Origin of the sequence: Kitasatospora sp. NPDC097643, from assembly GCF_040302625.1 — a bacterium.
Lineage (GTDB): Bacteria > Actinomycetota > Actinomycetes > Streptomycetales > Streptomycetaceae > Kitasatospora.
In genome coordinates this window covers 1-12,570 of record NZ_JBEOSA010000117.1, presented here as the reverse complement: position 1 = coordinate 12,570, position 12,570 = coordinate 1, and the positions used below count along the sequence as shown (strand labels likewise).

The following is a 12,570-nucleotide window of genomic DNA, read 5'->3' as shown; positions in this document are numbered from 1 at the left end:
GCAGGGGGGACCCTGTGGGAGAGTAGGACGCCGCCGAACAATCATTCACAAAGAACCCCTGATCCATTCGGATCGGGGGTTCTTTGCATTTCCGGGAAATGTCGGGACGGTGCGGTCAGAGCTTCAGTTTGAATCCGAGGTGCGATCCGACGAAGCCGAGCCGCTCGTAGAAGCGGTGGGCGTCGGTGCGGGTGGCGTCGGAGGTGAGCTGGACGAGGTCGGCGCCGAGTTCGCGGGATCGCTGGACGGCCCACTCGATCAGCAGGGTGCCGAGGCCGCTGCCGCGTTCGTCGGCGTGGATGCGGACGGCCTCGATGATGGTGCGGGTGGAGCCCTTGCGGGAGAGGACGGGGACGACGGTCAGTTGCAGGGTGCCGATGACCCGGCCGTCGCGCTCGGCGACGGTGAGGTGCTGGTTCGGGTCGGCGTCGACGCGGGCGAAGGCGTCGAGGTAGGGGGCGAGGTCGTCCGGGCTCTCGCGGGTGGCGCCCAGCGGATCGTCCGCGAGCATGGCGACGATCGCCGGGAGGTCCTCGACAACGGCCTGACGGATGCAGAAATCACTCATGGTGGTGGATGACTCTAGCCGCCCCCCGTCACCCCCTCAGCACCCCCTCAGGCCCCTTCTCGGGGGTGATCCGGCGTCACCCGCCGGGCTTGGCCGTGGTGATGACGGCGAAGACGGCGCCGTGCGGGTCGTGCAGCTGGGCGAGCCGGCCGACGCCGTGCACGTCCACGGGGGAGATCCGGGGGGTGGCGCCCAGCTGTTCGGCGCGGGCGTAGCAGCCGTCCACGTCGGGGACCTCGAAGTACGGGAGCCAGTGCGAGGTGGTGCCGGCGGCGGTCTGCTCGGGGGGTAGCTGCATGATGCCGCCGTGGGCGTCGTCGCTGCCGCCGCCGGCCGGGGTGAGGACGGTGTAGAGCAGCGCCTCGCCGACCGGGACGTCCTGTTCCTGCCAGCCGAAGACCGCGCGGTAGAAGGACTTCGCGCGTTCGGCGTCGACGCTGTAGCACTCGGCCCAGCAGAGGCTGCCGGATTCGGTGACCACGTCCAGGCCGCGGGTGTCGTGCGGCTGCCAGACCGCGAACTCGGCGCCGGTGGGGTCGGTGTAGCCGGCCATCCGGCCCGCCGTGAAGACGTCGAAGGGGGTGAACCGGACGCGGCCGCCGGCCTGTTCGACGAGTTCGGTGGTGCGGTCGGCGTCGAGGGTGGCGAAGTACAGGGTCCAGGCGGGCAGGGCGCCCTCGTCGAGGAGCGGGCCGAGCGCGGCGACCGTGCGGCCGTCGAGCTGGAAGAAGCCGTAGCCGCCGGTCTCGGGGCCGGCCGAGTCGAAGGTCCAGCCGAACAGGGCGGTGTAGAAGGCGACGGAGGCCCGGGTGTCGGGGCTGCCCAGGTCGAGCCAGTCGGGGGAGCCGGGGCGGAAGGCGGTGGTGAGCATGGCGGCGGCTCCTCGGACCGGGCCCGTGCGGGAGCGGGCGGACGACCCCCCGGCTTCTTCCCTCCCAGCCTGGCACCGGCGCGGGGCCCCTGCACGGCAGGGGGAGGCCGCGGAGACCGGGGCCCGGACTTGTCGGACCCAGGCGGTACGGTGCGTAGCGGAAGGGTCCACCCGTAGCGGTCGAAGGGGGCCAGGTGGTCAGGCAGGCGCAGGCGGGGCGGGAGCCCGTGCCGCGCCAGCTCGCCCAGGTCGAGGGCGTGCTGGAGCGGATCACGTACGCCAACGAGGAGACCGGGTACACGGTGGCCCGGGTGGACACCGGCCGCGGCGCGAACGACCTGCTGACGGTGGTGGGCGCGCTGCTGGGCGCGCAGGTCGGCGAGTCGCTGCGGCTGCACGGGCGGTGGGGGTCGCACCCGCAGTACGGCAAGCAGTTCGTGGTGGAGAACTACACGACGGTGCTGCCGGCGACGGTGCAGGGGATCCAGCGGTACCTGGGTTCGGGGCTGATCAAGGGGATCGGGCCGCGGTTCGCCGAGCGGATCGTGGAGCGGTTCGGGGTGGACACCCTGGAGGTGATCGAGACCGACCCGGGCCGGCTGATCGAGGTGCCGGGGCTGGGGCCGAAGCGGACGAAGAAGATCGCGGCGGCCTGGGAGGAGCAGAAGGCCATCAAGGAGGTGATGGTCTTCCTGCAAGGGGTCGGGGTGTCGACCTCGCTCGCCGTGCGGATCTACAAGCAGTACGGGGACGCCTCGATCGGGGTGGTGCGCAACGAGCCGTACCGGCTGGCCGCGGACGTGTGGGGCATCGGCTTCCTGACGGCGGACCGGATCGCGCAGGCGGTGGGGATCCCGCACGACAGCCCGGAGCGGGTCAAGGCGGGGCTGCAGTACGCGCTGTCGCAGAGCAGCGACCAGGGGCACTGCTACCTGCCGGAGGAGCGGCTGATCGCGGACGGCGTGAAGCTGCTCCAGGTGGACGTGGGGCTGGTGATCGACTGCCTGGCGGAGCTGGTGGCGGCGGAGGGGGTGGTGCGCGAGCAGGTGCCGGGGGAGGCGGGTGAGCCGATCACCGCGGTGTACCTGGTGCCGTTCCACCGGGCGGAGATCTCGCTGGCCAACCAGCTGTTGCGGCTGCTGCGTTCGGACGCGGACCGGATGCCGTGGGCCGCGGGCGTGGACTGGGCGGCGGCGCTGGGCTGGCTGACGAAGCGCACCGGGACGGAGCTGGCGCCGGAGCAGGAGCAGGCGGTCCGGCTGGCGCTGAGCGAGAAGGTCGCGGTGCTGACGGGTGGTCCGGGCTGCGGCAAGTCGTTCACGGTGAAGTCGATCGTGACGCTGGCGCTGGCGAAGCGGGCGAAGGTGGTGCTGGCGGCGCCGACCGGGCGGGCGGCGAAGCGGCTGGCGGAGCTGACCGGGGCGGAGGCCTCGACGGTGCACCGGCTGCTGGAGCTGAAGCCGGGCGGGGACGCCGCGTACGACCGGGACCGCCCGCTCGACGCGGACCTGGTGGTGGTGGACGAGGCCTCGATGCTGGACCTGATCCTGGCGAACAAGCTGGTCAAGGCGGTGCCGCCGGGCGCTCACCTGCTGTTCGTGGGGGACGTGGACCAGCTGCCCTCGGTGGGCGCCGGCGAGGTGCTGCGGGACTTGCTGGCGGACGACGGCCCGATCCCGTCGGTGCGGCTGACCAGGATCTTCCGGCAGGCGCAGCAGTCGGGCGTGGTGACCAACGCGCACCGGATCAACGAGGGGAAGCCGCCGCTGACGGACGGTCTGCCGGACTTCTTCCTGTTCGCGGAGGACGACGTGGAGCGGGCGGCCGGTCTGACGGTGGACGTGGTGGCGCGCCGGATCCCGCAGCGCTTCGGCTACGACCCGCGCCGGGACGTCCAGGTGCTGGCGCCGATGCACCGGGGGCCGGCCGGGGCGGGGAACCTGAACACGCTGTTGCAGGCGGCGGTGACGCCGGCCCGGGAGGGGCTGGCGGAGCGGCGGTTCGGCGGGCGGACGTTCCGGGTGGGGGACAAGGTCACGCAGGTCCGCAACAACTACGACAAGGGGCGGAACGGCGTCTTCAACGGCACAGTGGGAGTGGTGACCACCCTCAGCGTGGACGACCAGCGGCTGACGGTGCTCACCGACGAGGACGAGGAGGTGCCGTACGACTTCGACGAACTGGACGAGCTGGCCCACGCGTACGCGGTGACGATCCACCGCTCGCAGGGCAGCGAGTATCCGGTGGTGGTGATTCCGGTCACTATGTCCGCTTGGACGATGCTCCAGCGAAATCTGTTGTACACGGCTGTGACCAGGGCTCGGAAACTGGTGGTGCTGGTCGGGTCACGGAAGGCGATCGCTCAGGCCGTGCGGGCTGTCAGTGCAGGTCGGAGGCATGCCGCCCTCGACCATCGGCTGGCAACTGGATGATTATCCAACAGGATGGTTGCCTCTAAGGTTCTCTTGACGTGAAGAGATTTACGGCAGAGCCTAGGGTGGTGCCGATCTTGTCCGGTTCGTACCGGCTACGGCGGCAGGTTTTGTAGGGGCGGGCCCTTCCGGGCCACCCCGGGTGCGCGGCTGTCCTCCGGATGGGGGAAGGTAGAGACGGTCAGGGCACCTTGGTAGAGGTTTCATTTCGTCGGTGAGGAAGACGTGAGCGACAACTCGGTAGTACTGAGGTACCAGGACGGCGAGTACGAGTACCCCGTCGTCGAGAGCACTGCGGGCAACGGGGGCTTCGACATCTCGAAGCTGCTCTCGCAGACCGGCCTGGTCACCCTGGACAACGGCTTCGGTAACACCGCCGCGTACAAGTCCGCGATCACCTTCGTGGACGGCGACAACGGCATCCTGCGCTACCGCGGCTACCCGATCGAGCAGCTCGCCGCACAGGGCGGCTTCATCGAGACCGCGTACCTGCTGATCAACGGCGAACTGCCCAAGGCCGACCAGCTGGCGGAGTTCAACCGCGAGATCACCCAGCACACGCTGCTGCACGAGGACGTCAAGCGCTTCTTCCAGGGCTTCCCGCGGGACGCCCACCCGATGGCCATGCTGTCCTCGGTGGTCGGCGCGCTGTCCACGTTCTACCCGGAGAGCCACAACCCGTTCGACGCGGACCAGCGCCACCTGTCGACCGTCCGCCTGCTCGCCAAGCTGCCGACGATCGCCGCCTACGCGTACAAGAAGGCGATGGGCCAGCCCTTCGTCTACCCGCGCAACGACCTGAGCTACGTCGAGAACTTCCTGCGGATGACCTTCGCCGTCCCCGCCGAGGACTACGAGCTCAACCCGGTCATCGTCAACGCCCTGGACAAGCTGCTCATCCTGCACGCGGACCACGAGCAGAACTGCTCGACCTCCACCGTGCGCCTGGTCGGCTCCAGCCACGCCAACCTGTTCGCCTCGATCTCGGCCGGCATCTCGGCGCTCTGGGGCCCGCTGCACGGCGGCGCCAACCAGGCCGTGCTGGAGATGCTGGAGAGCATCCAGAAGGACGGCGGCGACGTCGACGCCTTCATCACCAAGGTCAAGAACCGCGAGGCCGGCGTCAAGCTGATGGGCTTCGGCCACCGCGTCTACAAGGCCTTCGACCCGCGCGCCGCGCAGGTCAAGCTGCTCGCGCACGAGGTGCTCGGCCAGCTCGGCAAGCAGGACCAGCTGCTGGAGATCGCGCTCAAGCTGGAGGAGCACGCCCTCAAGGACGACTTCTTCATCTCCCGCAAGCTGTACCCGAACGTGGACTTCTACACCGGCCTGATCTACCGCGCCATGGGCTTCCCGACCAGCATGTTCACCGTGCTGTTCGCCCTCGGCCGGCTGCCCGGCTGGATCGCCCACTGGCACGAGATGATCAACGACCCGACCAGCCGGATCGGCCGTCCGCGCCAGATCTACACCGGCACCGCGATCCGCGACTACGTCGCCCTCGGCGACCGCTGACCCGAAAACCGGTAAGGGCCCGGCCGCACTGCGGTCGGGCCCTTTCGCGTCCCCGCGCGGTGCTCCCGCGCGGGGACGGAACCGTACGGCGCACGACTCCGGGGCCGGCCGCGACCGGGGACGGCCGCTCAAAGCGTCCCTGGCCCGCCACAACCCCGGCGCCGTGCGCGAAGGCCGTCGAGGTCGACGACCTGTCCCGGGGCCCGCCGGAGCCCCGTCGGCGGCAGCCGAAGGAAGCGCGGGGACACGATGCCGTTCGTCGCGTCTCCGCCCATCGGAAAACTGCCGCACTACCAACCTAAGACGTATCAGGGTGCGAGAAGTTACGCCCGGGGGGTGTGAGCTGCCTCTCGCCACGCTCCGTGTGCGCGTCGTGCCGCGCCCATATCACACGTTCCCGCACGCGCGACGTCACCCTCCCCGCAGTCACGGCAACCGAGCGTGATAGGAATCGTGGCATTCCGGTACGGACCGCCCGCACCCTCGCGGCGTGGTGGCGGAACTGGGGAGGGAGTGCGCAGATGGCCAGGAACGTCGTTGTCACCGGCGGTGGCACGGGAATCGGGTACGAGGTGGCGCGGCGGTTCGCCGAGGCGGGCGAACGGGTCGTGATCGTCGGCCGGCGCCGCGAGGTGCTCGAACGGGCCGCGGCCGACCTCGGCCCGAACGTCACCCCACTGGTGTGCGACCTCGCCGACCCCGACGCCGTCGAGGCCGCGCTCGCCGAACTCCCCGAGCGGATCGACGTGCTGGTCAACAACGCCGGCAGCCGGGAGACCGTGATCGGCGGCGGGCCGCACGCCCTGCTGGCCCGCTGGCGCGGCGACTTCGAGCGGAACGTGCTGACCGTGGTGCTGCTCACCGAGTCGATCCGCGACCGGCTCACCCCCGGCTCCGGGCGGGTGGTCACCATCAGCTCGATCGCCGCCCTGCGCGGGGCCGGCTCCTTCGGCGCGGCCAAGGCCTCGCTGCACGCGTGGAACCACTTCCTGGCCGCCCAGTTGGGGGCCTCGGGGATCACCGCCAACATCGTGGCGCCGGGGACGGTGGCCGGCACCGAGTTCTTCGGCCCGCGCCTGGACGAGGCCGAGGTCTCCCGCCGGGCGGCCCGCACCCTGCTCGGCCGGATCGGCGAGACCGGGGAGGTCGCGGCGGCGGTCTACTTCCTCGCCTCGCCCGAGGCCGGGTTCGTCACCGGCGAGATCCTGCACTGCAACGGCGGCGAGCTGCTCGGGCGCTGACCGCGCCCCCGGCACCGGACGCACGCGAAGGGCCCGTACCGGGAGCGGTACGGGCCCTTCGCGGCCTTTCGCGCGGGTCGGCGCTCGGGCAGGGCTCAGGCGGGGCTTCAGGCGGGCCGGAAGCGGCGCAGCCGGAGGCTGTTGGTGACCACGAAGACCGAGGAGAAGGCCATCGCGGCCCCCGCGATCATCGGGTTGAGCAGCCCGGCGGCGGCCAGCGGGATCGCCGCCACGTTGTAGCCGAACGCCCAGCACAGGTTGCCCCGGATGGTGGCCAGGGTCCTGCGGGCGAGCCGGATGGCGTCGGGGGCGACGAGCAGGTCGCCACGGACCAGGGTGAGGTCGCCGGCCTCGATGGCGGCGTCGGTGCCGGTGCCCATGGCCAGGCCCAGGTCGGCCTGGGCGAGTGCGGCTGCGTCGTTGACGCCGTCGCCGACCATCGCCACGACCTTGCCCTCGGCCTGGAGCCGCTGGACGGTCGCGACCTTGTCCTGCGGCAGCACCTCGGCGATCACGTGCTCCGCCGCGATGCCGACCTCGGCCGCGACCGCTCCGGCGACGGCCCGGTTGTCGCCGGTCAGCAGCACCGGCGTCAGACCCAGGCCGCGCAGCCGGGCGATCGCCTCGGCGCTGGTCGGCTTGACCGCGTCGGCGACCTCCAGGACGGCCCGTGCCTCGCCGTCCCAGCCGACCGCGATCGCGGTCCGCCCGCCGGCCTCCGCGGCACGCGCGGCCCCGGCCAGGGCGGGCGGCAGGTGCTGGGCCTGGTCGGCCAGCAGGGTCTCGCGCCCGGCGATCACCCGGTGGCCCTCGACGACGCCCCGCACGCCCCGGCCGGGGAGGTTCTCGAAGCCCTCCACCGACGGCAGCTCGGCGGTCCGTTCGCGGGCGGCGGTGGCGATCGCCCGGGCGATCGGGTGCTCGGAGGCGTGTTCGAGGGCGCCGGCCAGTCGCAGCGCCTCGGCCTCGGTGACGCCTTCGGCGGTGTGCACGGCGAGCAGGGTCATCTGGCCGGTGGTGACGGTGCCGGTCTTGTCCAGCACGATGGTGTCGACCTTGCGGGTGGTCTCCAGCACCTCCGGGCCCTTGATCAGGATGCCGAGCTGGGCGCCGCGGCCGGTGCCGACCATGAGCGCGGTCGGGGTGGCCAGGCCGAGGGCGCACGGGCAGGCGATGATCAGGACCGCCACCGCGGCGGTGAACGCCTCGGTGGGGCTGTCGGAGACCAGCAGCCAGCCGACCAGGGTGGCGAGCGCGATCAGGATGACCACCGGGACGAAGACGGCGGAGATCCGGTCGGCGAGGCGCTGGGCGGCGGCCTTGCCGTTCTGCGCGTCCTCGACGAGCTTGGCCATCCGGGCGAGCCGGGTGTCCGTACCGACCCGGGTGGCCTCGACCACCAGCCGGCCGCCGGCGTTGACGGTGGCACCGGTGACGGCGTCGCCGACGCCGACCTCGACCGGCACGGACTCGCCGGTCAGCATCGAGGCGTCCACCGCCGAGCTGCCCTCGACGACCACGCCGTCGGTGGCGATCTTCTCGCCGGGGCGCACCACGAAGCGCGTCCCGACGGTCAGCTCCGCGACCGGCAGCCGCAGCTCGCGGCCGCCCCGGAGCACCGACACGTCCTTGGCGCCGAGGTCGAGCAGGGCGTGCAGGGCGGCGCCGGCCCGGCGCTTGGAGCGGGCCTCCAGGGCGCGGCCGAGCAGGATCAGCACGGTGACGGCGGCGGCGGTCTCCAGGTAGAGGGTGGACGAGGCGTCGGTGTCGCCGATCGCCAGGCTGAACTCGTGGCGCATCCCGGGCATGCCGGCGTGGCCCCAGAACAGCGCCCAGAACGACCAGCCGAAGGCGGCCAGGGTGCCGAGCGAGACCAGGGTGTCCATGGTCGCGGCGCCGTGCTTGAGGTTGGTCCAGGCGGCGCGGTGGAACGGCAGGCCGCCGTACACCACGACCGGGCCGGTCAGCGCGAAGGCCAGCCACTGCCAGTTGGCGAACTGGAGGGCCGGGACCATCGACAGCAGGACCACCGGGGCGCTGAGGACGGCGCTGACCAGCAGCCGGTCCAGTTGGGGGTACCCCCGGCCGGAGGCTGGGGGAGGGTCGGCGGCGGGCGGCCCGGGCGCGGCGGGACCGGCCGGCTCGGGGGCGACCGGGGCCGGCGGCGGCGGGAGCTCGGCGGTGTAGCCGGCGTTCTGCACGGTGGCGATCAGGTCCTCGACCGTCACGCCGTCGCCGTAGTCGATCCGGGCCTTCTCGGTGGCGAAGTTGACGGTCGCCTCGACGCCGTCCATCCGGTTGAGCTTCTTCTCGATCCGGGCCGCGCAGGAGGCGCAGGTCATCCCGCCGATCGACAGCTCGACCCGGTCCCGGGCCGCGACGGCGAGCTCGCCGCGCTCGCTCATGCGCTGCGGCCGACCAGCTCGTAGCCGGCCTCGTCGACGGCGGCGCGGACCTGCTCGTCGTCCAGCGGGGCGTGCGAGGAGACCGTGACCGTGCCGGCCTTGGCGTCGGCGGCGACCTCGGTGACGCCGGTCAGCACGGAGAGCTCCTTGCTGATCGCGCTCTCGCAGTGGCCGCAGCTCATGCCGGTGACGGTGTAGGTGATGGTGCTGGACATCGGGGCCTCCGGAAGGTCTGTGCCGCCCGGGTCCGGCCCGGGCTTCCTACGCTCTCCGACACCATACCCATGCGGGGTATTTCTGAGGGGCGCCGGGTGGGGCGGATCACGTCCGCGACGCGCCCCGGGGCAGAGCGTATGCGCCCGGACGCGGAGCGCCCGAATCCGCGCCGGGTGGCGGCGGATCCGGGCCGGTCCGGCCCCGGTGGGCCGGGCGGTGCGGTGGGCGGATGGGTGCGGCTGCTGATCGTCCGTTATGTTCGATATGTGTTCTTGATCCGCCGTGCCCAGTCGCCCACGGACCCCACCGCCGCGGGACTGCCCCCGGGCCGGCAGCGCGGGGCCCTGATGGCCACCGACCTCCAGGACGTGCCGTTCTGGCGACGGGCGACCCCGGCCCTGGTCGCGGTCCTGCTGGTCGCGCTCGCCGACCTGCTCTCCGGCAAGGACCGCTACCTCGCGCCGCTGATGACCGTCGTCCCCGCGATCGCCGCGCTGACGCTGCGCCCCGGCGAACTGCTGGCCGTCTGCTCGGCCGGCCTGATCGCGGTCTTCGGGCTCAGCCACTACGACCAGGTCGACAACATCAACGACGCCCGCTTCCTCTACGGCGCGATGGTCAGCTACCTGCTGCTCACCGTGTTCTCCGCCTGGGTCGCCCGGCTCCGGATGCGGCGCGCGGCGGCCTTCGCGGCCGTCAGCTCCGTCGCCGAGGCCGCCCAACGGGCCCTGCTGCGGCTGCCCGGGCCGGTCGTCGGGCCGCTGCGGATGGCGGTGCGGTACGTCTCGGCGGCCGACGCCTCGCAGATCGGCGGGGACCTCTACTCGGTGCTGGAGACCCCGCACGGCACCCGGGTCGCGGTCGGGGACGTCCGCGGCAAGGGGCTCGGGGCGGTGCAGACGGCGGCGGTGGTGCTGGGGGCGTTCCGCGAGGCCGCGTACGACGAGGCCGGGCTGCGCGGCGTCGCGGCGCGGATCGAGGCCAGCGTCGAGCGGCACGTGCCGGACGGGGAGTTCACCACGGCGCTGTTCGCCGAGTTCCGCACGCCCGGGGTGATGGAACTGCTCCAGTACGGGCACGTCCCGCCGATCCGGGTGGACCGGGACGGACGGGCGCACGTCCTGGACGCGCCCGACCCGTGGGTGCCGCTCGGACTCGGCCGGCTCGCCGCCGGGGAGCCGGCCACCTGGGACCAGCCGTTCGGGGCGGAGGACGTCCTGGTGCTCTGCACGGACGGGGTGATCGAGGCGAAGCACCGCAAGGACGGCGGGTTCTACCCGCTCGCGGAGCGGGTCGGGCCGTTGGTCCGCGGGGCCGCGCGTTCGGCGGGGGAGCTGGAGGCGGCGGTCGGGCGGGTGTACGCGGACCTGCTGGCGCACACGGGCGGGGAGCTGCGGGACGACGCGCTGCTGCTGCTGATCACGCGGACGGACGGGTAGGGCCTGTCCGGCGGGTCGTGCCGGACAGGCCCCGGGGTCAGCGGGCGGTGACCGCGGCGAGGGTGCGGAAGAGCAGGGCGGTGGAGGTGGCGCCCGGGTCCTGGTGGCCGACGCTGCGGGGGCCCAGGTAGGAGGCGCGGCCCTTGCGGGCCTGGAGCGGGACGGTGTCGAGGGCGCCCCGTTCGGCGGCGTCGGCGGCCGCGGCGGCGGCCTGTGCGAGGCCGGCGCCGGTGGCGGCCGCGGTGCGGAAGGCGGCCACGGCCGGGGTGTAGGCGTCGACGATGGTCTTGTCGCCGGGTTCGGCCTTGCCGAGCGCGCGGACGGCGTCCAGGCCGGCCGCCAGGGCCTCGGCGAGGGCGGCCGGGCCGGCGGGTTCGGGCAGGGCGGCGCCGATGGCGCGGAAGGCCTTGCCGTAGAGCGGGCCGGAGGCGCCGCCGACCTTGGAGATCAGCGTCGTCCCGGCCTTGACCAGCACGGCGCCGGGGCCGGCCGGCTGGAGGCCGTCCAGGGCGGTCACGGCGGCGGTGAAGCCGCGCTGGAGGTTGCTGCCGTGGTCGCCGTCGCCGATCGCGGAGTCCAGCTCGGTGAGCCGGTCCCGGTCCTGGTCGACGGCGGCGGCGATGGCGCGGATCCAGGCCTCGGCCAGCGCGGTGTCGAACGGCGCAGTGTCGGACGGCGGGGTGTCGGACGGCGGGGTGTCGAAGGCCATGGGAGCTCCCGGTCAGGCCCGCTTGAGGGCGGGGGTGTCGACGGGGGCGTCCCACAGCTCCAGCAGCTGGGCGTCGGCCTTGGTCAGGGTGAGCGAGAAGCCGGCCATGTCCAGGCTGGTGACGTAGTTGCCGACCAGGCTGCGGGCCACCGTGATGCCGCGTTCGGCGAGCCGGGCGGCGACCTCGCCGTAGACCAGGTACAGCTCCAGCAGCGGTGTCCCGCCCAGGCCGTTGAGCAGGGCGATCACCTCGTCGCCCGGGGTCAGGTGGTGGTCGGTGAGGACGGTCTCGACCACCTCGGCGGCGAGTTCGCGGGCCGGGCGCAGCTTCTCGCGGCGCCGGCCGGGCTCGCCGTGGATGCCGACGCCGACCTCGATCTCGTCCTCCGGCAGGTCGAAGCCGGGCTTGCCGGCGGCCGGGACGGTGGCGGCGGTGAGCGCGATGGCGAAGGAGCGGGAGGCGGCGTTGACCCGCTCGCCGAGGGCAGCGACCTCGTCGAGGGAGGCGCCGCGCTCGGCCAGCGCGCCGGCGGTCTTCTCCACCAGGACGGTGGCGCCGGTGCCGCGGCGGCCGGCCGTCCAGGTCGAGTCCTCGACCGCGACGTCGTCGTTGACCAGCACGGTGCGGACCTCCAGGCCCTCCTCGGCGGCGAGTTCGGCGGCGAGTTCGAAGTTCATCACGTCGCCGGTGTAGTTCTTCACGACGAAGACCACGCCCGCGCCGGTCTCCACGGCCTTGGCGGCGGCCAGCATCTGGTCCGGCACGGGGGAGGTGAACACCTCGCCGGGGCAGGCCGCGTCGAGCATGCCGGGGCCGACGAAGCCGCCGTGCAGCGGCTCGTGGCCGGAGCCGCCGCCGGAGATCAGCGCGACCTTGGGGCGGTCCGGGCGGACGGCCCGGGTGATCACCCGGTTGGGGATGTCCACCGTCAACTCGGGGTGGGCGGCGGCCACTCCGGCCAGGGCGTCCTCCAGGACGCGCTCCGGGGTGTTGATCAGCTTCTTCACGACGCTTCGCTCCCTCGGCAGACGGCTGCTGGATCCGACGCTACGCCAGACGGCGGTGCCAGGGCCTGTCCGACAATTCCCGCCGGGCGCGCGACGCCGGGCATCCCGGCTGGACGCACCGGCGAAACGCCCGAGTACGACCCAGTACGAGGTCGCTTCGCCGGCA

General features: G+C 72.9%; 10 protein-coding genes. 4 read left to right on the top strand and 6 right to left on the bottom strand.

The genetic code is table 11. From position 1 onward, the window contains the following. Positions 1 to 115 precede the first annotated feature (115 nt). Positions 116 to 568 (bottom strand): GNAT family N-acetyltransferase, encoded by a 453-nt coding sequence (locus ABTY15_RS38555; RefSeq protein ID WP_350606897.1) that lies wholly within the window; start codon positions 566 to 568, stop codon positions 116 to 118. Positions 569 to 644: 76 nt separating this feature from the next. Continuing rightward, a complete protein-coding gene (locus ABTY15_RS38550) occupies positions 645 to 1,439 on the bottom strand; it encodes a VOC family protein (protein WP_350606893.1) in 795 nt (264 codons plus the stop codon). Positions 1,440 to 1,633: 194 nt separating this feature from the next. Between ABTY15_RS38550 and recD2 the strand changes: the two genes are divergently transcribed. The 3 genes from recD2 (at position 1,634) to ABTY15_RS38535 (ending at position 6,627) form a co-directional block, all read left to right on the top strand. Continuing rightward, a complete protein-coding gene (recD2, locus tag ABTY15_RS38545) occupies positions 1,634 to 3,871 on the top strand; it encodes an SF1B family DNA helicase RecD2 (RefSeq protein WP_350606892.1) in 2,238 nt (745 codons plus the stop codon). Positions 3,872 to 4,096: 225 nt separating this feature from the next. Further along, positions 4,097 to 5,386 carry a citrate synthase gene (locus ABTY15_RS38540; protein WP_350606887.1) on the top strand — a complete coding sequence of 430 codons (1,290 nt, stop codon included), beginning with the start codon at positions 4,097 to 4,099 and terminating at the stop codon, positions 5,384 to 5,386. 521 nt (positions 5,387 to 5,907) lie between these two features. After that, entirely contained in the window at positions 5,908 to 6,627 is a 720-nt protein-coding gene (locus ABTY15_RS38535; protein WP_350606880.1) for an SDR family NAD(P)-dependent oxidoreductase, read from the top strand. A 107-nt stretch (positions 6,628 to 6,734) separates the two neighbouring features. On the opposite strand, the gene ABTY15_RS38530 is transcribed toward ABTY15_RS38535, so the two are convergent. Together ABTY15_RS38530 and ABTY15_RS38525 are read right to left on the bottom strand one after the other, a co-directional pair. After that, positions 6,735 to 9,032 (bottom strand): heavy metal translocating P-type ATPase, encoded by a 2,298-nt coding sequence (locus ABTY15_RS38530; RefSeq protein ID WP_350606877.1) that lies wholly within the window; start codon positions 9,030 to 9,032, stop codon positions 6,735 to 6,737. Beyond that, the gene (locus ABTY15_RS38525) at positions 9,029 to 9,247 is read right to left on the bottom strand and encodes a heavy-metal-associated domain-containing protein (RefSeq protein ID WP_350606874.1); all 219 of its coding nucleotides are present in this window, start codon (positions 9,245 to 9,247) and stop codon (positions 9,029 to 9,031) included. Before ABTY15_RS38525 ends, ABTY15_RS38530 begins: the two co-directional genes overlap by 4 nt. 267 nt (positions 9,248 to 9,514) lie before the next feature. Between ABTY15_RS38525 and ABTY15_RS38520 the strand changes: the two genes are divergently transcribed. Continuing rightward, positions 9,515 to 10,687 carry a PP2C family protein-serine/threonine phosphatase gene (locus ABTY15_RS38520; protein ID WP_350606870.1) on the top strand — a complete coding sequence of 391 codons (1,173 nt, stop codon included), beginning with the start codon at positions 9,515 to 9,517 and terminating at the stop codon, positions 10,685 to 10,687. A gap of 37 nt (positions 10,688 to 10,724) precedes the next feature. Here ABTY15_RS38520 and dhaL read toward each other — a convergent pair whose 3' ends face one another. After that, entirely contained in the window at positions 10,725 to 11,396 is a 672-nt protein-coding gene (gene dhaL / locus ABTY15_RS38515; RefSeq protein ID WP_350606865.1) for a dihydroxyacetone kinase subunit DhaL, read from the bottom strand. Positions 11,397 to 11,408: 12 nt separating this feature from the next. Continuing rightward, positions 11,409 to 12,404 (bottom strand): dihydroxyacetone kinase subunit DhaK, encoded by a 996-nt coding sequence (gene dhaK / locus ABTY15_RS38510; protein WP_350606862.1) that lies wholly within the window; start codon positions 12,402 to 12,404, stop codon positions 11,409 to 11,411. Between the last annotated feature and the right edge of the window lie 166 nt (positions 12,405 to 12,570).